The organism is Arthrobacter sp. P1_B3, from assembly GCF_056406615.1.
On sequence record NZ_JBFTZV010000005.1, the window covers coordinates 177234 to 196894 of the forward strand.

General features: G+C 65.1%; 19 protein-coding genes, 3 tRNA genes and 1 pseudogene. 5 read left to right on the forward strand and 18 right to left on the reverse strand.

Annotated features, from left to right (window positions below):
- Positions 1–67 precede the first annotated feature (67 nt).
- The 6 genes from AC1D2F_RS07565 to rpsB form a co-directional block, all read right to left on the reverse strand.
- The gene (locus AC1D2F_RS07565; RefSeq protein ID WP_229993438.1) at positions 68–694 is read right to left on the reverse strand and encodes a DivIVA domain-containing protein; all 627 of its coding nucleotides are present in this window, start codon (positions 692–694) and stop codon (positions 68–70) included.
- A 31-nt stretch (positions 695–725) separates the two neighbouring features.
- Complete coding sequence (locus tag AC1D2F_RS07570) at positions 726–1646, reverse strand: phosphatidate cytidylyltransferase (RefSeq protein WP_229993439.1); 921 nt, start codon at positions 1644–1646, stop codon at positions 726–728.
- Entirely contained in the window at positions 1646–2203 is a 558-nt protein-coding gene (gene frr, locus AC1D2F_RS07575; RefSeq protein ID WP_018774548.1) for a ribosome recycling factor, read from the reverse strand. Before frr ends, AC1D2F_RS07570 begins: the two co-directional genes overlap by 1 nt.
- Positions 2204–2315: 112 nt before the next feature.
- Positions 2316–3053 carry a UMP kinase gene (pyrH, locus tag AC1D2F_RS07580; RefSeq protein ID WP_018774549.1) on the reverse strand — a complete coding sequence of 246 codons (738 nt, stop codon included), beginning with the start codon at positions 3051–3053 and terminating at the stop codon, positions 2316–2318.
- Between the two features lie 176 nt (positions 3054–3229).
- The gene (gene tsf, locus AC1D2F_RS07585) at positions 3230–4066 is read right to left on the reverse strand and encodes a translation elongation factor Ts (RefSeq protein ID WP_229993440.1); all 837 of its coding nucleotides are present in this window, start codon (positions 4064–4066) and stop codon (positions 3230–3232) included.
- A gap of 133 nt (positions 4067–4199) precedes the next feature.
- A complete protein-coding gene (gene rpsB, locus AC1D2F_RS07590; protein WP_229993441.1) occupies positions 4200–5099 on the reverse strand; it encodes a 30S ribosomal protein S2 in 900 nt (299 codons plus the stop codon).
- 908 nt (positions 5100–6007) lie between these two features.
- Here rpsB and AC1D2F_RS07595 point away from each other — a divergent pair.
- The gene (locus tag AC1D2F_RS07595; RefSeq protein ID WP_229993442.1) at positions 6008–6619 is read left to right on the forward strand and encodes a M23 family metallopeptidase; all 612 of its coding nucleotides are present in this window, start codon (positions 6008–6010) and stop codon (positions 6617–6619) included.
- A 56-nt stretch (positions 6620–6675) separates the two neighbouring features.
- On the opposite strand, the gene AC1D2F_RS07600 is transcribed toward AC1D2F_RS07595, so the two are convergent.
- Positions 6676–7866 (reverse strand): acyl-CoA dehydrogenase family protein, encoded by a 1191-nt coding sequence (locus AC1D2F_RS07600; RefSeq protein WP_364747356.1) that lies wholly within the window; start codon positions 7864–7866, stop codon positions 6676–6678.
- Between the two features lie 305 nt (positions 7867–8171).
- Positions 8172–8501, reverse strand: a complete 330-nt coding sequence (locus AC1D2F_RS07605; protein WP_356815720.1) for a site-specific integrase — start codon at positions 8499–8501, stop codon at positions 8172–8174.
- An 81-nt stretch (positions 8502–8582) separates the two neighbouring features.
- Between AC1D2F_RS07605 and AC1D2F_RS07610 the strand changes: the two genes are divergently transcribed.
- The gene (locus AC1D2F_RS07610; protein WP_229993444.1) at positions 8583–8720 is read left to right on the forward strand and encodes a hypothetical protein; all 138 of its coding nucleotides are present in this window, start codon (positions 8583–8585) and stop codon (positions 8718–8720) included.
- Between the two features lie 147 nt (positions 8721–8867).
- Here the strand turns inward: AC1D2F_RS07610 and AC1D2F_RS07615 are convergent.
- Positions 8868–8969, reverse strand: a pseudogene (locus AC1D2F_RS07615) (IS3 family transposase); the annotation flags it as partial.
- Positions 8970–9728: 759 nt separating this feature from the next.
- Positions 9729–11099 (reverse strand): sialate O-acetylesterase, encoded by a 1371-nt coding sequence (locus AC1D2F_RS07620; RefSeq protein WP_476966496.1) that lies wholly within the window; start codon positions 11097–11099, stop codon positions 9729–9731.
- Positions 11100–11600: 501 nt separating this feature from the next.
- Between AC1D2F_RS07620 and AC1D2F_RS07625 the strand changes: the two genes are divergently transcribed.
- Positions 11601–12164, forward strand: coding sequence for a recombinase family protein (locus AC1D2F_RS07625; RefSeq protein WP_229995746.1), 564 nt, complete (start codon positions 11601–11603; stop codon positions 12162–12164).
- Positions 12165–12265: 101 nt separating this feature from the next.
- Here AC1D2F_RS07625 and AC1D2F_RS07630 read toward each other — a convergent pair whose 3' ends face one another.
- The 6 genes from AC1D2F_RS07630 to AC1D2F_RS07655 all read right to left on the reverse strand — a co-directional run bounded on the left by AC1D2F_RS07630 (position 12266) and on the right by AC1D2F_RS07655 (position 16948).
- Entirely contained in the window at positions 12266–12604 is a 339-nt protein-coding gene (locus AC1D2F_RS07630; protein ID WP_476966497.1) for a helix-turn-helix domain-containing protein, read from the reverse strand.
- Between the two features lie 364 nt (positions 12605–12968).
- Positions 12969–13042, reverse strand: a tRNA-Ile gene (locus AC1D2F_RS07635).
- Positions 13043–13185: 143 nt separating this feature from the next.
- Positions 13186–14382, reverse strand: coding sequence for a glycosyltransferase (locus AC1D2F_RS07640; RefSeq protein WP_229995748.1), 1197 nt, complete (start codon positions 14380–14382; stop codon positions 13186–13188).
- A 106-nt stretch (positions 14383–14488) separates the two neighbouring features.
- Complete coding sequence (locus tag AC1D2F_RS07645; RefSeq protein ID WP_229995749.1) at positions 14489–15391, reverse strand: DMT family transporter; 903 nt, start codon at positions 15389–15391, stop codon at positions 14489–14491.
- A complete protein-coding gene (locus AC1D2F_RS07650) occupies positions 15391–16014 on the reverse strand; it encodes a CDP-alcohol phosphatidyltransferase family protein (RefSeq protein WP_229995750.1) in 624 nt (207 codons plus the stop codon). The genes AC1D2F_RS07645 and AC1D2F_RS07650 overlap by 1 nt, the downstream gene beginning before the upstream one ends.
- A gap of 55 nt (positions 16015–16069) precedes the next feature.
- Positions 16070–16948 carry a phage holin family protein gene (locus AC1D2F_RS07655; RefSeq protein WP_229995751.1) on the reverse strand — a complete coding sequence of 293 codons (879 nt, stop codon included), beginning with the start codon at positions 16946–16948 and terminating at the stop codon, positions 16070–16072.
- 184 nt (positions 16949–17132) lie between these two features.
- Here AC1D2F_RS07655 and AC1D2F_RS07660 point away from each other — a divergent pair, with 184 nt between their 5' ends.
- Positions 17133–18356: a multidrug effflux MFS transporter gene (locus tag AC1D2F_RS07660; protein ID WP_229995752.1), complete on the forward strand. Its 1224-nt coding sequence runs from the start codon at positions 17133–17135 to the stop codon at positions 18354–18356.
- Between the two features lie 465 nt (positions 18357–18821).
- On the forward strand, positions 18822–19229 hold the full coding sequence (locus AC1D2F_RS07665; protein ID WP_229995753.1) for a hypothetical protein: 408 nt from the start codon (positions 18822–18824) through the stop codon (positions 19227–19229).
- Positions 19230–19329: 100 nt separating this feature from the next.
- On the opposite strand, the gene AC1D2F_RS07670 is transcribed toward AC1D2F_RS07665, so the two are convergent.
- Positions 19330–19402, reverse strand: a tRNA-Asn gene (locus AC1D2F_RS07670).
- A gap of 135 nt (positions 19403–19537) precedes the next feature.
- Positions 19538–19610 (reverse strand) — tRNA-Asn (locus AC1D2F_RS07675).
- Positions 19611–19661 lie beyond the last annotated feature (51 nt).

Sequence of the window (19661 nt, forward strand, 5' to 3'; positions counted from 1 at the left end):
TCGGCAATCCGGCGTGGGGCGGCCCCGGCAGGTGGGCACCGGGTTGGGGCGCCGGCGTGGGGCGTGGTTAGTCGATGGCCGCCATGAGCTCGACGGCGCGCTCCAGGAACGCGTCGACCTGGCTTTCCTCGTAGCCCTCCCGGCCCACGGCGGGGCGGAACACGGCACGCCGGACGTTGTCCACGCTCAGCGGCTGGTCCTCCTCCAGGTAGCCGATCAGCTCGTGGCACAAATCGTCGACGTCGGTGGTGTTGTAGCTGCGGGTCTTGGGCTTGGACGGGCGCCGGAAGCGCTGGCCGTCCGGGCGGTGCAGGCGTCCGCGCAGGACGCCCGCGAGCCGGCCGATTTCTCGCAGCCAGGCTTCCTCGCCGCGTTCGGCAACCAGCTCATCGCGTTCCCGCCGGGCCAGGGCGTCTTCGAGCCGGTCCAGCGCGGCGTCCACGCCGGCAGCCACGTAGCCACCCTTCACGGGGTCGAAGGACACGGCGCGGACGTCCGAGCTCTTGATGGCGCGGGAGGCGGAGGACGGAGCTTCAAATGACACCCGTGCGCGCTGCAGGAAATCGTCGACCTGCCTGGCGTTGTAGCCATACTGGTTCCGCTGCACACGGTCAAAAGACGCAGGAATCTGCCGTTGAATGTCCACTGTTACTTTGTTCCTTTGATGCCGTTCGGCTGGTTTGCTCGGCACCATTCTAGGCGCCGGAAGTGCTGGACCGGTGCTTTTAGGCGCCAGCGAGGGCCGAGAACAGGATGAACGCCACCGGCGACGCGAAGACAATCGAGTCCAGGCGGTCCATGACGCCTCCATGACCGGGGAGGATGCTGCTCATGTCCTTGATGCCGAGCTCGCGTTTGACCATCGATTCGGCGAGGTCGCCGGCGGTGGCGGCTGCCACCATGCCCACAGCGAGCACGACGCCGAACCACCACGGCTCACCCAGCACGAAGACCATGGCGAGCACGCCCACGATGACGGCCCCCGCGATCGAACCGGCGAAGCCTTCCCAGGTCTTCTTGGGGCTGATCTTGGGGGCCATCGGATGCTTGCCCAGGGATGCGCCCACGAGGTAGCCGAAGGTGTCGTTGGCCACCACCAGGAGCAGCAGGGTCGCGATTTGCCACGCTCCCGGCGGAATCACCCCGTCAGGCCACAGGCCCACCGGCGTCTCGCCGTCGGCGGTGTGCAGCAGCAGCGTCGCGAAGCTGATCAGGAACGGCACCCAGGACAGGGTGAAGACCCCCGCGAAGATGCTCCGCGCCGAACCCGCGGCGCCTTCCAGGGTCCGCCACAACAGCACCGCCACGCTGCTGACGAGCATGGCAAAGAGCAGGCTTTCGAGGCCGCCGAAGTAGGCGGCGATCGGCATGGCGACCGTGCCGACCATCACCGGGACGATCGGCAGGCGGGTGCCTGCGGCCTCCAGCGCACGGAAGATCTCCCAGACACCGAAGATCGCGAAGGTAGCCGTCACCAGGACGAAGCCGAGCGGGAGGAACAGCAGGCCGCCGAGGACGCACACGAGCATGCCAACGCCCGAGCCGATGGCGGCGGGCAGGTTCCGGCCCGCTTTGGGCGTCGGGTTTTCGCGTTGCTTCCCCCGCCTCCGGGCGCGCGGCCCGGAGGCCCCCTGTACCTGATCCATCAGACCTCGAGCAGCTCAGCTTCCTTGCGCTTGAGCAGCTCGTCAATCCCGTCCACGTGCGCCTTGGTCATGGCGTCGAGTTCCTTCTCGCCGCGTGCGCCTTCGTCTTCGCCGGCGTCGCCGTCCTTGACGAGCTTGTCCAGCGTTTCCTTGGCCTTGCGGCGGATGTTGCGGATGGACACCTTCGCGTCCTCACCCTTGGACTTGACGATCTTGACGTATTCCTTGCGCCGTTCGGACGTCAGCTCGGGAATGGTGATCCGGATGACGTTGCCGTCGTTGGAGGGGTTGGCGCCCACCTCGGAGTCGCTGAGGGCGCGTTCGATGTCGCGGAGGGCCGTCTTGTCGTACGGGGTGACGAGGATGGTGCGGGCATCCGGGACCGCGAAGGAGGCCAGCTGCTGCAGCGGCGTCGGCGTGCCGTAGTACTCCACGATGACCTTGTTGTACAGGCCAGGTGTCGCGCGGCCGGTCCGGATCGAGGCGAAGTCTTCCTTGGCTACCTCAACTGCCTTGTCCATCTTGTCCCCGGCTTCGAGCAAGGTTTCTTCGATCACGGTCTCTCCTCAGAAATTGGTGCGTCCCGGGGGCCGGGGCGCGGCACGTCTTCTTGTGCGCCTGTGTCTTCCGCCTGGCAGCGGAAAGGTCCTGAAAACATCCTAGCCGTTGCTACGGGGTGACGACGGTGCCCAGGTCTTCACCCCGGATGGCGCGGGTGACGTTGCCCTCGCCTTCCATGCCGAAGACCACCATCGTGAGGTTGTTGTCCTTACACATGGTCATCGCGGTCTGGTCCATCACGCGGATGTCGCGGCGGAGCGCGTCGTCGTAGCTGAGGCGGTGCAGCTTCTCCGCCGTCGGGTCCTTCTTCGGGTCCGCGGTGTAGACGCCATCGACGCCGCTCTTGGCCATCAGGACGACGTCGGCGTGGACCTCCATGGCGCGCTGGGCAGCGACGGTGTCCGTGGAGAAGTATGGCAGGCCGGCGCCGGCGCCGAAGATGACAACCCGGCCCTTTTCCATGTGGCGGATGGCGCGGCGGGGAATGTACGCCTCGGCGACCTGGCCCATGGTAATGGCGCTCTGCACGCGTGTTTCCACCCCGGCCTGCTCCAGGAAGTCCTGGAGGGCCAGGCAGTTCATGACGGTTCCGAGCATGCCCATGTAGTCGGCGCGGGAGCGGTCCATGCCGCTCTGGGACAGTTCGGCGCCGCGGAAGAAGTTGCCTCCGCCGACGACGATTGCGACCTCGACGTCGGGGACTGCGGCGGCGATCTGTTTGGCCACGCCGCGGACGGTATCCGGGTCAACGCCAAGTTTCCCGCCGCCGAAGACCTCGCCGGAGAGCTTCAAGAGGACGCGGCGCCTGTTCTTCTTTGGCTGGGCTGAAGTGGTGACGGTTTCCATGGTGCCTTCCCGTTGGTGAACTCTGAGTTAGGTTATCGTGCTGGGCGCCCAAGGCGGCATTCCGGCCGTGGCCGGAACCGGTGCCTCGCGCGTGCATGCAAAAGGGGTGGCCACCGTGGTGACCACCCCCTTAGCGTGCCTGGCTATTGCCTGACTGGTGTCTGGCTAGTCTCTGACTAGGAACCGACGCGGAAGCGCGTGAAAGCGGTTCCCTTGACGCCGGCCTCTTCGAGGACCTGGGCGACAGACTTCTTGGCATCCTTGGCGAATGCCTGGTCGAGGAGAACCTCGCCCTTGTAGAAGCCGGTGACGCGGCCTTCGACGATTTTGGTCATCGCGGCTTCGGGCTTGCCCTCGGCCTTGGCGGTTTCCTCGGCGATGCGGCGCTCGGACTCGACGAGCTCGGCCGGAACATCCTCGCGGGCGAGGTAGTTCGGGGACATCGCGGCGATGTGAACGGCGACGTCGTGGGCTGCGGTAGCAGCTGCTTCGCCTTCGCCGTCAACAGCAAACAGCACGCCGACCTGGGCCGGGAGATCCTTGGAGGTCTTGTGCAGGTAAGCGTCGACCGTTGCGCCCTCGATGCGGGAGATGCGGCGGACAACAACCTTCTCGCCCAGAACGGCGCCCTCTTCGATGACAACCTCGGACAGCGGCTTGCCGTCGACGTCGGTGGCCAGCAGGGTCTCGAGGTCGGCAGCGCCGGACTCGACGGCCACGGCCAGGACCTTGTCAGCCAGCTGGATGAACTTGTCGGCCTTGGCCACAAAGTCGGTCTCGCAGTTGACTTCGATCATCACGCCGACGCCGTTGGCGACCTTGGCAGCAACCAGGCCTTCAGCGGTGGAGCGGCCTTCGCGCTTGGTGGCGCCTTTCAGGCCCTTGATGCGGATGATTTCGATGGCCTTCTCGGCGTCACCGTTGGCTTCGTCAAGAGCCTTTTTGACATCCATCATGCCGGCGCCGGTGCGCTCGCGCAGAGCCTTGATATCAGCGGCAGTGTAGTTCGCCATGTGAACCCCTCTGTCTAGAAATTTATGTGGTGTACGGACCGACAGGACGGCTGCTCACCGAGTGAGCGGCCATCCTGTCGGTACCCCCTATGCAGCTGAGCGCATGTGGGGAGATCCAGATTTACTTGTCTGACTACTTGGCTTCGTCGGCGGCCGGTGCTTCTTCAGCAGCCGGTGCTTCCTCAGCAGCCGGAGCAGCTTCAGCGGCGGGTGCTTCCTCAGCAGCCGGAGCAGCCTCAGCGGCGGGCGCTGCAGCAGCTTCAGCCTTGTTGCCTTCGAGGAGCTCGCGCTCCCACTCGGCCAGCGGCTCTTCCGGAGCTTCCGTGGTGCCGGTGGCGCGCTGGTTGCGGGCGATGAGGCCCTCAGCAACGGCGTCGGCGACAACGCGGGTCAGCAGGTTGACGGAGCGGATGGCGTCGTCGTTACCCGGGATCGGGAAGTCAACTTCGTCGGGATCGCAGTTGGTGTCCAGGATGGCCACAACCGGGATGTTCAGCTTCTTGGCTTCATCGACAGCAAGGTGTTCCTTCTTGGTGTCAACGATCCACAGCGCGGACGGCGCCTTCGTCAGGTTGCGGATACCACCGAGGTTGGTTTCCAGCTTGGTGAGTTCGCGGCGAAGGAGCAGCAGTTCCTTCTTGGTGTAAGCCGAACCGGCGACGTCGTCGAAGTCGATCTCTTCGAGTTCCTTCATGCGCTGGATGCGCTTGGAGACCGTCTGGAAGTTGGTCAGCATACCGCCGAGCCAACGCTGGTTGACGTACGGCTGGCCAACGCGGGTGGCCTGCTCGGCGATGGATTCCTGCGCCTGCTTCTTGGTGCCGACGAAGAGAACGGTGCCGCCGTGTGCAACGGTGGCCTTCACGAACTCGTAGGCACGGTCGATGTAGGACAGCGACTGCTGCAAGTCAATGATGTAGATACCGTTGCGCTCCGTGAAGATGAAGCGCTTCATCTTCGGGTTCCAACGGCGGGTCTGGTGTCCAAAGTGGACGCCGCTGTCAAGCAGCTGGCGCATAGTTACGACGGGCATGCCGACGCTCCTTCCGGCAGGTCATTCATGAGAGAGCCCATGGCTCTCTTACCCTGCCAATAGTTGACGGTTGTTTAGCATTCGCCCGGGGCGGGCGTTGCTCCTGGCATCCACTGCGCTTCCCATCCGTGCCCAAAGGAACGGACCGCAGGAGGCGCAGTCCTCCGCATCGGAAGTTTCAGGCTTCTTTTGAGGAGGGCTGGATACGCGTAGTCAGCTGCTGCTCCCCCGCACCCCTGAATGAGGCGTGCCGGCTTCGGCAACCACGAATTATCGCGACTAACAAGCGTGAGGGCACAGCAAACTGCTCCACCAAGTGTACTACAGCGCCCCCGCCCCGAAGGACGGTTTTCGCGGTGCAACGGGGCGGCGTTCCGGGCCTGTGGCGGGGGTGGTTGAGCACCTTCCGCGGCGCCTTGAAGCGAAGCCGGGCGGCATGCGTCGTGGCCGGTGACCGTCGCGGCCAGCGCGCGTCGCGGCGGCATCCGTACCGGGGCGGTTGCGCCCGTTGTGGCGGCGTGCCGGTCGTGGCGGGTGCGCCCGTCGCGGCGGCGTGACGGTCGTGGCGGCATCCGTACCGGGGCGGTTGCGCCCGTTGTGGCGGCGTGCCAGTCGTGGCGGGTGCGCCCGTCGCGGCGGCGTGCCGGTCGTGGCGGCATCCGTACCGGGGCGGTTGCGCCCGTTGTGGCGGCGTGCCAGTCGTGGCGGGTGCGCCCGTCGCGGCGGCATGCCTCGTCACGTCGTCGGAGGCCGGGGCGCCGGTCGTGGCGGGTGCGCCCGTCGCGGCGGCATGCCTCGTCACGTCGTCGGAGGCCGGGGCGCCGGCGCCTAGCGACCGCGCCGGAAGCTTTTCCACATAGCCGTCGTGGGAGATTCCGCCCAGTACGCTGCCCCGGCAGGCTGGGGACATGAAGTTCTCCCCCGGCCTTGCAGCATTGCTCCTGGCGCTGTCCCCCATCCCCGCAGATTCCGTCGCCGCGGCCTCCCAGGTTTCGGTTTCCACTCCGGCTTCGGCTTCGGCTTCGGCTTCGGATTCCACTCCGGTTCCGGCTTCCACCGGCCGGGGCACCCCCAGGGCAGGACCAGTCCCGGCACTTGACTGGAGCTGGCCGCTCAGCCCGCGCCCTGCGGTTCTGCGCGCCTTCGACCCCCCGGCCAGGCCGTGGCTCAGCGGTCACCGCGGTGTCGATATTGCGGCGGCACATGATCGTGCCCCGCTCATCTCGCCGGCCGCCGGAACGGTGAGCTTTGTCGGGACGGTGGTGGACCGGCCGGTCATCACAATCGATCACGGCAACGGGCTGCGCAGCAGTTTCGAGCCGGTGGCGAGTTCGTTGACGGCGGGGTCCGCCGTGGCAGAGGGCGACGTCCTGGGGCAGGTACAGGCCGGCCACTGCGGCCCGGGGCCGCCCTGCCTCCATTGGGGCGTCCGCCGGGGCGAAGACTACGTCAACCCGCTGGCGTTCGTGATGGACCTGAGACCTTCTGTCCTGCTCCAGCCCCTGGATGCCGGCCCCTGACGATCGGCCCGCCCATGCACGGACCCCAGGCTGTCGCGGCGGCTATTGGGCGCGCATTAGACGATCGCGGAAATTCCCGTGATCGCCCGGCCGGTGACCAGGGTGTTGATCTCGTGCGTGCCCTCGTAGGAATAGATGGCTTCGGCGTCCGCGAAGACCTTGGCCATCTCGAAGTCCGTCACGATTCCGTTGCCGCCAAGGATGCTCCGGCCCAGGGCCACACTCTCGCGCATGCGCGCGGTCGTGAACGCCTTGGCCAGGGCGGACTGCTCGTCCTTCGCCTCCCCCGCGTCCTCCAACTGGGAAAGCCTCACCATCATGCCCATCGAGCTGACCGCGTTACCGAGGATCTGCACGAGCTGGTGCTGGACCAACTGGAAGGAGGCAATCGGGCGGCCGAACTGGCTGCGCTCCACGGCGTAGCGCCGGGCGACGTCAAAGGCCGCGAGCTGCTGGCCCACCGCCTGCCAGGCCACCGCGAGGCGGGTGACCTTCAGGACCTTGTTGGTGTCGCGGAAGCTGTTGGCGTTGGCGAGCTTGAAGAAGTCCGGCACCACCACGTTATCGAGCGTGATGTCGGCGTTCTGGACCGTGCGCAGCGAGATCTTGTTCTCGATCTTCACGGCGCTGTACCCCTCGGTCTTGGTGTCGACGAGGAAACCCTTGACCTGGTTGTCATCGACGTCGCGGGCGTAAATGACCACCCAGTCGGAGAAAGTGGCGTTGCCGATCCAGCGCTTGGCTCCGTTGAGGATCCAGTTCCCGCCGTCGCGCCGTGCTGTGGTGCGCGTGCCGCCGGCGACGTCGGAGCCGCCAAGGGGCTCCGTGAGGCCGAAGGCTCCGATCTTCTTGAGCGAGTAGATATCGGGAAGCCACGCGTCCTGCTGCTCCTTGGAGGCAAGGGCTTCGATGGAGCCGGTGAAGAGCCCGTCATGGACGCCCATGAACGTCGCGATCGACGTGTCCGCGCGGGTGGCTTCGGCGTGCAGGATTCCGGCGAAGAGGTTCGAGTAGCCCTGCCTCCTGACTGGGCTGACCAGGTCAATTTCGGCAAGCTTCGGGATCAGCTCCATGGGGAACTCAGCGCGATTCCAGCAATCGACGGCGATCGGCCTGACTTCACGGGTGAGGAACTCGCGGACCTCGGCCAGCCGGTCCTGCTCCTTGGCGCTGAGCAACTGCTCGAACGCGAAGAAGTCGCCGTCAGCGTAGGGCAGGTTATGAATGTCGATTGCAGCCTTGGGCATGGTGTTCCTTCACTCGTGATCAGCGGCGACCAAAAGGACGCGGGTTTCGCGCCTGAGATATGTTACTCACGAGTAACATATCTCAGTCTGGTGCCTCCTGCAAGCGACGGCCCGACAAAAAGAGCCGCGGCCGACGTCGAACGTCAGCCACGGCTCCCGTGGTGCGGACCCCGGGTGAGGAGGATTCGCAAAAATGTAGGGCTACTCGGACTTGAACCGAGGACCTTAGGATTATGAGACCTTGGATAATTCCGCGCCACTAGAGGGAACTTCAGGGGATGACTATCCTCCGACTATCCACCACGTTAGAAATTGAGCTTGACATCAAGCCGTGCGGCGCTCTCGTGAAGGTCTTCATCGAACAACCCCGCGTAGGTATCCAGCGTGAGAAGGGCTGTGGCATGGCCAGCTATCCGCTGCACAACTTTCACGTTTGAGCCTACGCGGATATGCAGACTGAACCTCTTCAAGCGCCGCTGGCTGGCTGCCATGAGCGCCACCCCGGACTTACTGCCGGGGATTTGCGCGTAGCCGAGTGGCTGGCCGCCAATCTGGACGGCACCACCACTGTGCACCGCACGTGGCAACAGCTTCGCAACGAACTGCGCCTGCCGAATCATGCGGCGGGCGTTCACCTGACGACGCTGGCCCGGTTGGGATTTGTCGGAGAACGCATCAGGACGGGACCCCAGGCCGGATTACCGCTGGAGCTGCCAGTGCCCAAGCTGCCCGCGGAACGCACCGTCAGCAACTACGAAACACGCGCCGCCGTCGAAGCCAGGAATTCGCGCCGCGCCGCCGGCAAGCGGGCCGCTGACTTGCGGGCGGATGCCAAGTGGGGCGTGCGCGCCTAGTGTGGAGCGTCGCTACTGAGGACGCCGCTGCCTACTCACTGCGGCAAGTGCGGGAGGCGGCAGCCCGGCATGCACTCCCCTACTTCCAAAAGGACTCCTACCTGAGCGCCATAGCCGGAGCACCACTACTACCGGCAGAGAAGCGCACTAGGTGTAATTCCCACGGACGTTGTGAACGCGCTGGATGGGTGAGTGGCCTTTGATGCCGCTGTGCGGTCGATGGTGATTGTAGTAGTGGACCCAGTCCTCAGCGTCTTAGCGCCATGCAACCGGCTCGGTCGTCGCGTTAGCGGCCGGACAGCGGTGGCCTGGTTCTAGGATTTCCCGCATGCACTTTGATGGAATCCGATGGTAGGGCCGCCACCCCCGGGCATTTGGCCGGCCCGGGCCAGTCGAGGAATAGAGCGCTGCGGAAGGGGTGGTGCGGGCGTGACTGTCCGTAACCCGCCGCGCCTGTGTAATGGCTGGTGCGATTATCTGCCAGGAGCCGGCCACGGAAACATGCAGGTCAGGCGCCTACTTTTATACTGTGGCACAGCAGTCCGGTTAGGGGCACGCCACGGCGTCATTTCTCCCTAGGAGTGACGATTAGCACCCCAGAGACCGGCTCCATCGTCCCTTGAAGATGGAGCCGGTCTGAGCGGCCTGCGCCGAGACGCAACCATCACAGGATTCAGAAAAGCCCCCGCGCTCGATCCCCGAGGAGAGCGCGGGCGCCTTCACTGAGGCTTCCATCCGCTACTGGGGGGACATGGAGGAACCTGCCAAACACAGTTGGCTCGAAAGCGCAAGTCAAACGCACGGATTGAGGCGTCAAGTCGTCGCTCGTCCCGAATATACTGATCAGTGCTGCAGCGGTGAGCAGTGAGACTTTCAAGGAAGTTTCCCCGGTTCGTTGAACAGATGGTGTGTTGCAGCGGGGTCAGCCATCAGGACCGGCACGGCCCGTGACAGGCCGGCTGGAGCAGGCCGCGGGAGGTGAATGGCTCCGCCCCGTTCCACCGGGTGCTACCCGGCGACTTTGGTGCCGGTGGAGGTTTCGGAGGCGGTGTTGTAGCCGCTCTTGGAACCGGTGACCTTTACCGTGATGGTCCGTCCCCGGTCACCGGAGCGGACCTTGTACGTGGCGGAGCTGGCATCGCTGATCAGAATGTTCGAGCGGTACCACTTGTAGGTCAGTGTCACCGGCGGCGGGCCCCACGCCCCGGGGACAGCGGTGAGGGTGGACCCGGCCGCCGCGGTGCCAGTGATCGTGGGCGTGGGTGCGGTGAGCGTGCCCTTGGCGATCGCTGAGGTCCCTGCGGACGTCCTGGAGGCCGTCGTGTAGCCGGTCTTGGAACCGGTGACCTTCACGGTGATGGACCGGCCCGCATCGCCGGAGCGCAGCTTGTAGCTGGTTCCGTAGGTATCTCTGATCTCGTTGCCCGATCGGTACCACCGGTAGGCCAAGTTCACCGGCGCCGGTCCCCAGGTCCCTGGCACCGCGGACAGCGTGGACCCGACCTTCCGGATCCCGCGGATTGTCGGAACCGGACCGTAAGTGATCTTGGCTGCGTGCCAGTAGCCGGAAAGGTACGTTTTCCCCAGGTATTGGACGCCGGCCCGGTTGAAGTGGATCAGGTCGCCCTCATTCACGGCTCCGGATTTGGAGGGTGCAAAACCCGTGGAGGAGACGCGCGCCGGCGTTTCCCGGTGGCTCCTGTCGATGTTGACCCTGCCCGGCGTGGCTTCGATGCCCTCCGGCGTCATCTGCCCCACCACAAAGGGGAGCTTCGACGCGGCCAACCGGGACCGGAAGAACGCAATGAGTTTATCCAACTTCGCGCTGTACGCGGAGGTCGTCATCGACGAGTTATTCTCGCCCTGGTGCCAGAGAACGCCTTTGAGATCCACCGTGCGGCCGGTCGCCCTCGCCGCCGCGATGCCCTCTTGCGTCTGCCTCACCGCCAACTCCGGGAGGTCACGCGCGGACGATGTAGCCGCGCCGACAGACCACGTGAGTGAGGACGAGTCGCTCGTGAACCCGGTGCCGCCGTGCGCCGCCGGGATGATGAGAACCCCAACGTTGGCGGGCTGGGCTTTCAAATACTCACGGGCAAACGTCGTGGCAGGCGAAATCCCGCTCGCAGTGTCGTGCATGTCTAGGGGCACCGTGGCCGTCCGGAACCTGCGGTCCTTGGCGCCGTACTGGAAGATCCGCGGATCCACCGGATCATCGGTGGTGCCGCCTGGCAGACCCCGCCCGGACATGTTCGACTGCCCCGCCGCCAGGAACACATGCAGTACGGTGACCGCCTCCGCCGCCTGCACCGGCACCACGCCTGCCAGCATCATCGCAGAAACCGCCAGACCGACCAGCAGGCCCCGAACCTTTAACATGCGTCTTTTCACGGATCCCCATTCCGTTAGCGGGAGGCCCAGCACCCGGACCTGCAAAGCCGCAGACCCACCCGCCCTAGACGCCTCCCTCACCGGCAGCCAGCCCCGTCAGGTGCACCAACACAGCCCCGGACCGGCCATCATGAACAGTCTTATCCAAGGACCCTGCAGTTTTCTTGACCCACCCGCCCCGAGGCGATGGATTCACCGGCAACCCCGGGCGCCGGCAGTCCTGATTCGCCCGTCCGGGCACATGTTCCTTCGGGCGGCCGGCTGTCCATCGGGCCGCGTTGCGGGACGGTTCCACCAGCCGGGCGGGCGGAAGTGTCCGGGCATGCCCGTGTGAACGCCCACTATGGGCAGGACGAAGGCCGTTGCCGGCAAGGCGCCTAGTGTCTCGCTTGTGTGTCTCGCTTGTGTGTCTCACTAACATGTGTCACCATGTTGTTAGGAAAGCACCTAGTGAGATACCGATGGTGTCTCTTGGGCATAGGGGACACCATGAACAAGCTCATTGGATACGCACGAGTCAGCACCAAGGACCAGAACACCGAGCGCCAGGAGATTGACCTCAAGGCGGCTGGCGTCCGCGCTGACGATCTGTATATGGATCATGGCATCAGCGGAGCCAAGGCCGAGCGCCCCGGCCTTACGGCGGCGCTCAAGGCGCTACATGAGGGCGACACGCTGGTCATCACCACCCTTGACCGACTGGGCCGCTCCACCGTAAACCTGCTTGCCCTGATCGACGGGCTAACGAGGCGCGGCGTGCACGTCAAGATTCTTGGACTCGACATTGATACCCGCAGTTCAGCGGGTCGCATGGTTCTGACGATGATGAGCGGACTGGCGGAGATGGAACGGTCCCTCATTCGGGAACGGTCAGCGGATGGAATGCGCAAAGCGCGCGACGCCGGCCGCATTGGCGGGCGTAAGAACACATATAGCGAGAGCCAGATCAAGAATGCCAAGCACCTGATAGACGCGGGCAAGCCAGCAACCGACGCGGCGCGTGATCTCGGCATGAGTCGCGCAACGCTGTACCGCCGCATGAACGCGCTGTAAGCCGTTCTAACGGCGTCGGACACAGAAAAGCCTCAGCCATCAACGGCTGGGGCTTTTGTCGTCGCTGAGGTTAATCAGTGGCGTGTGAGCCCGATTCTCGGCTAGTCCGTCACTCGCCGCTGGCGAAGCCAGTTGGCAATGTCTGTCTCGCTGTAGCGGATCGTGCCGCCCGGAAGCTTGTAGTAGTCGGCGCCGCTTGCGGCGTTGCGAATCAGCCAGCGAGTGCTGACGCCGAGGCGCCTGGCAACCTCTTCACGGCTAAGCATGGCCGGAACCTCCGGTCCCGCCTTTGCAGGTGTCGCGGGCGGCTCAGGTGGCAGGGCTTGCGGCACCTGCGAAGAGTTCAGGATTGCAGCTACTCCTCTGGCTGGTTCCTGCGACGGCTCCGGCATGGCGTCCACAAGCCGCTGGACCTTCGCCTGCATCTCCTCGCGCTTCATCGATCGATCTCCAAAGGCTCGCGCCCATCCCGTAAAGGGAATGGCATGGCTGGCGTGCTTCATCTTTCGTCATCCGAACTTCCCAGAAGTAGCGGCCGAAGTCCACAGCGCTTCAATCCCTGCACCGTTTTGGCTGCTTCCGCCGCTCCGGGCGCCACTATCGGACTGAATCCAGCTACATCACGCGGAAAACAGGGCCTCGTCCGACCCTGCCGACTATCCAAAAACTATCCAATAGCTGGGGAACAGCCAAGAAAAGCAGGGAACGCATCGACGGCCCATTCTGTCAACCATTCACCCGCCGGAGACAGCAAGAGAGGCCCGGTTCCCTTTGTTTGCAAGGAACCTGGCCTCTCTATTTCAGTAGGGCTACTCGGACTTGAACCGAGGACCTTAGGATTATGAGTCCCGCGCTCTAACCAGCTGAGCTATAGCCCCCTGTGCCCGGAGCCGGACCTGGCCCGCGGGGGCCGGATTGAGTCCGGGCAAAAATACTCTAGCAATACTAGACGCATCACACGTGCACGCGGCCACCGGTCGGCACGGCCCGCATCCAGCCGGCCGGCCGACCCGGAGCCTGCCTAGACGACGAGGTCGTCGTAGCTGGCGCCCCGATAGATGTCCTCAAACGTCTGCAGCGTGCGCGCGATGCCGTGGTTCTCCACCATTTCACGGCTGGTCTTGCCCATCGCCGCGAGCTCGTGAGCGGGCAGCGAGAAGACACGCGCCAGCTTGGCGGCGAGGTCATCGCTGTCATTGGGCGTGAAGAGGTAGCCGTTCTCCCCGTCGCGCACCAGGTGCGGCAGCGCCATGGCGTTGGCCAGCAGCACCGGAGTCGACGCCGACATCGCCTCCAGGGTCACCAGGGACTGAAGTTCCGCCGTGCCGGGCATGCAGAACACGTCGGCCGTGATGTAGGCCCTGCGAAGGTCGGCGTCACTGGCCATGCCCAGGAACCTGACCCTGTCCGTCAGCCCGAGCCGTGCGACCTGGGCTTCGAGGGCCGGGCGGACTTCTCCGCCGCCGACGATTTCCAGGTGGATGTCCAGGTCCTTTGGCGTCTTGGCGACGGCGTCAATCAGCACGTCCACGTGCTTCTCCTCCGCCAGCCGGCCGGCGAAGAGTACGGTCGGGCTGGCGTGGCGTTCCACGGTTTCGTCGGGACCCAGTTCGTAGGCGGCAGCGTCGATGCCGTTGGAGAGGGGCAGGACCTTACGGAGGAAGGCATGCTGGTGCATGGCTGTTGCGGCGAGCGGCGTGGGTGTGGTCACAACGTCGGCTTGGCCCATGACCTTGCCCATGTCCCGCCAGGAAATCCGGCCAATGATGTCTTTGAACCATTGCGGGAACGGCAGGAAGGGGTTCAGGTTTTCCGGCATGAAGTGGTTCGTCGCCACCACCCGGATGCCGCGGTTCACGGCCTCGTACAGGACGTGCTCGCCGATCATGTAGTGGCTCTGGATGTGCACCACGTCCGGCTGGATGCGGTCGAACAACAGTCCGATTTCCTTCTTGATCTCCCACGGGAAGGTGACCCGGAAGTACTCGTGCGTGGGCACGGAATGGGAGCGGAGGCGGTGCACGGTGGCCTCATCGCTGAACTCGCTGTAGCTGGCGCCCTTGCCCGGGCGGCAGGCCAGGACATGCACTTTGTGTCCGCGGGCCGTCATGCCCTTGGCGAGGCGGTAGCCGAACTGGGCGGCGCCGTTGACGTGGGGCGGGTACGTGTCAGCGGCAATCAGGATGGTCAGCGGGGGCTGGTTGTCGGACTTGGTCACGTGAAGGGCTCCTGGTGGTCGCTGTGCGGACAGCTGGATCAATGGCGGCCGGTTGGCGGTCGGCACAGGCGCGCCGGGGCCCGCAGCCGGAATCTGGACTGACGCCCTAGGACCTGCCCGCTGCCTTCCGCGCGTCCTTCTTGCGCTTGGTGACTTCCGGGTGGTGCCTGGAGAGGGCTATGACTCCCACGATAGCAAGCAATGCGGCCGTCCCCATGGCAATAGCCGTCACGGCTTGGACATCTGGACGCAGTTCTCCAAGAATGACGATGCCGATCGCGATGCCCACAATGGGGTCGATCACGGTCAATCCTGCGATCACGAGATCCGGCGGTCCGCTCGAGTACGCGCTTTGGACAAACCACGATCCCAGAGCGCCGGCAGCAATAATCGCCACAACGCTGTACCACGGCACGTTCAGCAGGAACTGTCCGTTGGGATCGAGCAGGTGCCTGCCGATGATGCGGGTCAGGACCGCCACGAAGCCGAACAGGACCCCGGCGCCCAGGATGTAGACGAAGGCGCTCATGCGGTGCCTGAACAGGACGGCGAGCGTGCCAAACGCCGCGACCGCCACGGCCAGGAGCAGCACGATGGTCAGCTCGTCCTCGCTGCTGACGTTGTGATTCTCCTGCGTGGCGGTGACGGCCAGCAGCACGAACAGCGCTGAGCCGGTCACGCAGAGCGAGATGGCCACGATGGTGGCCCGGTTCATGCTCAGGCCCTGGTCCTTGGTGTTGACCACGGTAGTGATGACCAGGGCGATCGCGCCGATCGGCTGCACCACCGTCAAGGGCGCCATGACGAGGGCGATCGCGTTCATCCCCATCCCGACGCACAGCAGCAGGAACCCGAATACCCAGCGCGGGTTGCGCACGAGCCGCAGCAGGCCGTGGGTGCTCAGCGCCAGTCCGCCGGTATCGGCCTTGACCGCACTGCCCTGGCGCTGTGCCCCAAACGCCAGGCAAAAGGCGCCGAGGACCGCAAGCAAGACCGCAAGCCAGACCATCAGTGGGAGCCGCCGTCGTGCGCCCGAAGCTGCCTGCCCTTGCCGATGATGGCCCAGACGTAGTTGTAGGCCGCGATCCAGTGCCCCACGAGTCCCAGTCCCAGGAAGATCCACGCGACCACGGCGTAGACGTTCGCGGCAGGCACCGGAAGTTTGGACAGCACCAGCAGCGGTGTGCCCACCAGAAGCAGACCCGTCCGGATCTTTCCGATGCGGCTCACCGGCAGATCCGGGTGCCCGTGGAAATAGAACAGCGACAGGGCCAGCAGGACCGCGTCCGGGACCAGCAGTGCGACCAGATACCACCACTGGACGACACCGGCGATCACGAGGGTCACGGCCACGGCGATCAGCGAGAGCCTGTCGGCAATCGGGTCCATGACCCGCCCGAGGTTGGACATCTGGTTGAAGCGGCGGGCGATGTAGCCGTCCACCCAGTCAGTGCTGGCCATGATGGCGAGCACGAGGGCGCCGTAGCCGTACTCGTGTTCCGAGAGGACGAGCCAGATGAAGAGGGGAACACCAAGGAAGCGCACCACGGTCAGGACATTTGGAACCGTGAAGATTGCGTCGCGGTGCACAAGGGGCTGCCCGGGGCGGGCGCCAGCGCCGATGAACTTCATCGATTCCCCCCTTCCGTGGACGGCAACAGTTTGGCGTTTCGGTACAGGGGTCTGCCTAGCCCTTGATCAGCTTGCGCAGCAGAATAGCCAGGGCAGCGGCCGCCGCGGCCAGCACGGCAAGGGGCTTCCAGCGGTCCTTGATCTGGCCGGTCAGGTTTTGCCCGTCAGCGGATGTGGGCGTCCCCGCCGAGGAGCGGGCTGCGGAGCGGAAGCCTGCGATCTTGTCGCTGAGCTGCCCTTTGCCGACCTGCAACCTGGCCTGGGTGGCGGCCAGCAGCGTCTGCGCCTGGGTCCTGACATCGAGTTCCCGGCCGAGGTCGTCCCGCACGCTGGTGAGATGCGTGCGCCGCTGGTCCAGACGGCGTCGGAGTTCGGCCTCTGTGGGGGCGGGCCCGAAGTCGGGCTTTGCGGCCGCCCTGGCTTCCTTTTCCGCCTTTTCCTTAGCGGCGGCGGCTTCCTTGGCGGCCTTGGCGGCTTTGTACTGTTCGGAGTTCGGATCCAGGATCGCTGCGTCGAAGGCGGAGCCTTCCTTGGCGATGCCGAGATCGTACTTGAGTCCCCGGATCGTTTCCTCGGGGACCAGCGGCATGACCGCCTTGAACTTGTTCAGCCCGATGAGCGCCCCGATCGTGGCGATGATCAGGCAGACGGCGGAAACCAACAAGGCTGCGAGCCACGCCGGCATGATCGTGGCCAGACCCATGATCGCGGCGACCATCAGACCGATCACCAGGAGCGCAACGAAGACCAGGGCAACGCCGAAGAAGGCGCCGGCAACACCGAGCTGGATCCCCTTGCGCTTGATTTCGGCCTTGGCCAGAGCTATCTCGTCATTGAGCTGGCGGGGGGCCAGCCTGAAGATCATCTTCAAGGTTTTCGGCAGCGCCGAAATGCGCAACCCGCTGCCTGTCCCGCCGCTGTGACGTCCGCTCATCGGTCCCGCCTAACTGGTGCCATCCGTCGATCCGCTCGCGCGGGCTTGCCGGGTCTGGACAGCTTCGCACAGACCCCGGTGTCAAAACTATCATTTCGGCTCTTGGGAGGCCCTTTCGGGCAAGGTGTGGCGCGCCCGCGCAACCACCGGCCTGCCGCCCTTGCGGGCCCTAGGATGGACCTCTGTGAGCACACCCCCCAATCCCGGTGATTCCCTGAGCCGGCGTCGCAAATTCCTCTATATCCTGACGCTCGGCGCCCTGACGGCACTTGGGCCGTTCACAGTGGATCTCTACCTGCCCGCGTTCCCGGCCCTGGAAGACAGCCTTGGCGTTTCCGAGGCCGCGGTGCAGCTGACGCTCACGGGGACGACCATAGGTTTCGCGCTGGGACAGCTGGTGGTGGGCCCGCTGAGCGACAAGTTCGGCCGGAGGCTGCCCCTGATCCTGGCGACGGCAGTCCACATCACTGCCTCCCTGGGCGCGGCCCAGTCCACGGATATCGCCACGCTGGGTTTCTTCCGTGTCCTCATGGGCATCGGGGCCGCCGGCGGCGGTGTGGTGGCCATGGCCATGGTCCGTGACCTGTTCAGCGGCTACGCGATGGTGCGGATGTTCTCGAGGATGGCACTGGTCAACGGGCTGGCCCCGATCCTCGCCCCGGTCATCGGCTCCCAGCTGCTGTTGCTGATGCCCTGGCCCGGCATCTTCCTGTTCCTGGCCGCCTACGGGACCTGTGTCATCATCGCGGCCCTGTTCGTGATCCGGGAGACCCTGCCCCCGGAGCTGCGCGGCAAATCCGGGATGACCGCGCGCCAGCGCTACAAAGTGCTGTTCTCCGACCGTATCTTCGTGGGCCTGCTGCTGGTGGGCGGCATGAACTTCGCGGGCCTCTTCGCCTATCTCTCCGCCTCGCCGTTCCTGTTCCAGAATGTCTACGGTTTCACTCCCCAGCAGTACGGCCTGCTCTTCGGCATCAACTCACTCGGCATCGTGGCAGGCGTGCAGACCAGTGCACGGCTCATCAGGCGCGTTCCGCCGCAATGGATCCTGGCCTGTTCCACGGCCTGGATGTTCATCATGGCCGTCCTGATTGTCGTCTTCGACCAGCTGGGATTCGGGCTGTGGGGCATCCTGGTGCCGCTGTGGTTCTACATCCTCGGCGCCGGTTTCACCTTCCCCACCGTGCAGGTGCTGGCCCTGGCCAAACACGGCGCCCAGGCCGGAACCGCGGCTTCGCTTCTTGGCGCGGCGACCTTCATGATGGCGGGCCTGGTCTCCCCGGTGGTCGGCTGGCTCGGCGTCGACTCCGCAACCCCCATGGGTGCCGTCCAGGCAGCCTGCATCCTGCTGGCGGCCGCTGCGCTGTGGCTGGTTGTTCGGCCCAGCACAGTGCCCCCGATCCAGTAGGGCCGGGCCGCCGCGCTCTCCGGCGGGACGTGCCCGTTCTTCGCGGCACCCCGGCGGGACATGCCCATTCTTCGCGGCATCCCCGGCGGGACATGCCCATTCTTGACGCCCGGGAATGGGCATATTGGCACTATGTCCACGCGCCAGGACCAGCACTGAGCATGTCCCCATGGGCACCTCACCAGGACTGAGCATGTCCCTCCGGGCACCTCACTGATCGGACCAGGGCGGGGCATGCCCATTCTTCGCGGCGTCCCGGGCGGGGCATGCCCATTTTTCGCGGCGGCCCCGGCGGGACGTGCCCATTCTTGGCGCCCGGGGCTGGGCATATTGGCACTATGTCCACGCGCCAAGAGCAGCAGTGAGCATGTCCCCCGGGCACCGCGGACTCCTCGACCCCTCACTCCCTGGCCCTGGCCCGCTCGCACCCTGTTCGGCGTCCGCGGCGGGCGATAAAGTTATTTCATGCCCGACAGGCAGGACCCCCCGCCCCTTCCGGCCACTTGGCAGCGGTGCGACGCCGGAATCCTGCCCCTGTGGTGGGATCGTCTGTGCAGTCAGACCAGTCCCCAGTCGGCGGCCCTGTACGCCTCCGGCCTGTTCACCGAAGACCGCCGCCGTCCGATTGCCCAGTGGTACAACCCGGCATACGACTCCGCCCTCCTCGTGGCACCGGAATCTTCCCCGGAGTGGCCGGTGCAACGGTTCGGCATCTTCTATGCGCCCCCGGGCGGCGGATTCACCCAGGTGCACTCGGCGCCGCATGAGTGGCACCCGCGCGAGCCGCGGAAGTCCCCTACGGAGCTGGAAGCCTTCCAGGCCGCGGTGGCCGAGGCCCAGCGCTTCCTCCAGGTGGAAATGTACTTCGTCTGAGTCCGGCACCTGAAGCGCCCGGGCCACGGAACGGAACCATAACCACGGGGCAACAAAAAAGGTCCCGCGGCTGGTTTTCACCGGCCGCGGGACCTGTCCGCTCCTCCTGCTGGACTTGAACCAGCAACCCTTCGATTAACAGTCGAATGCTCTGCCAATTGAGCTAAGGAGGAATGAAGCAGGTACGACATTAGCAAACGTTTTGCCGGTAGGGAAATCGGCCAAGGGACCAGGGCCTGCCAGCCGCTAAATACCCCCTCCGGGTATAAAAAAGTCCCCGTTCCGGAACCCGGAACGGGGACTGCGCGCTCCTCCTGCTGGACTTGAACCAGCAACCCTTCGATTAACAGTCGAATGCTCTGCCAATTGAGCTAAGGAGGAATGAAGCGGGTATAAGCCTAGCAAACACCAGCCCGGGAAACGAAATCGGCG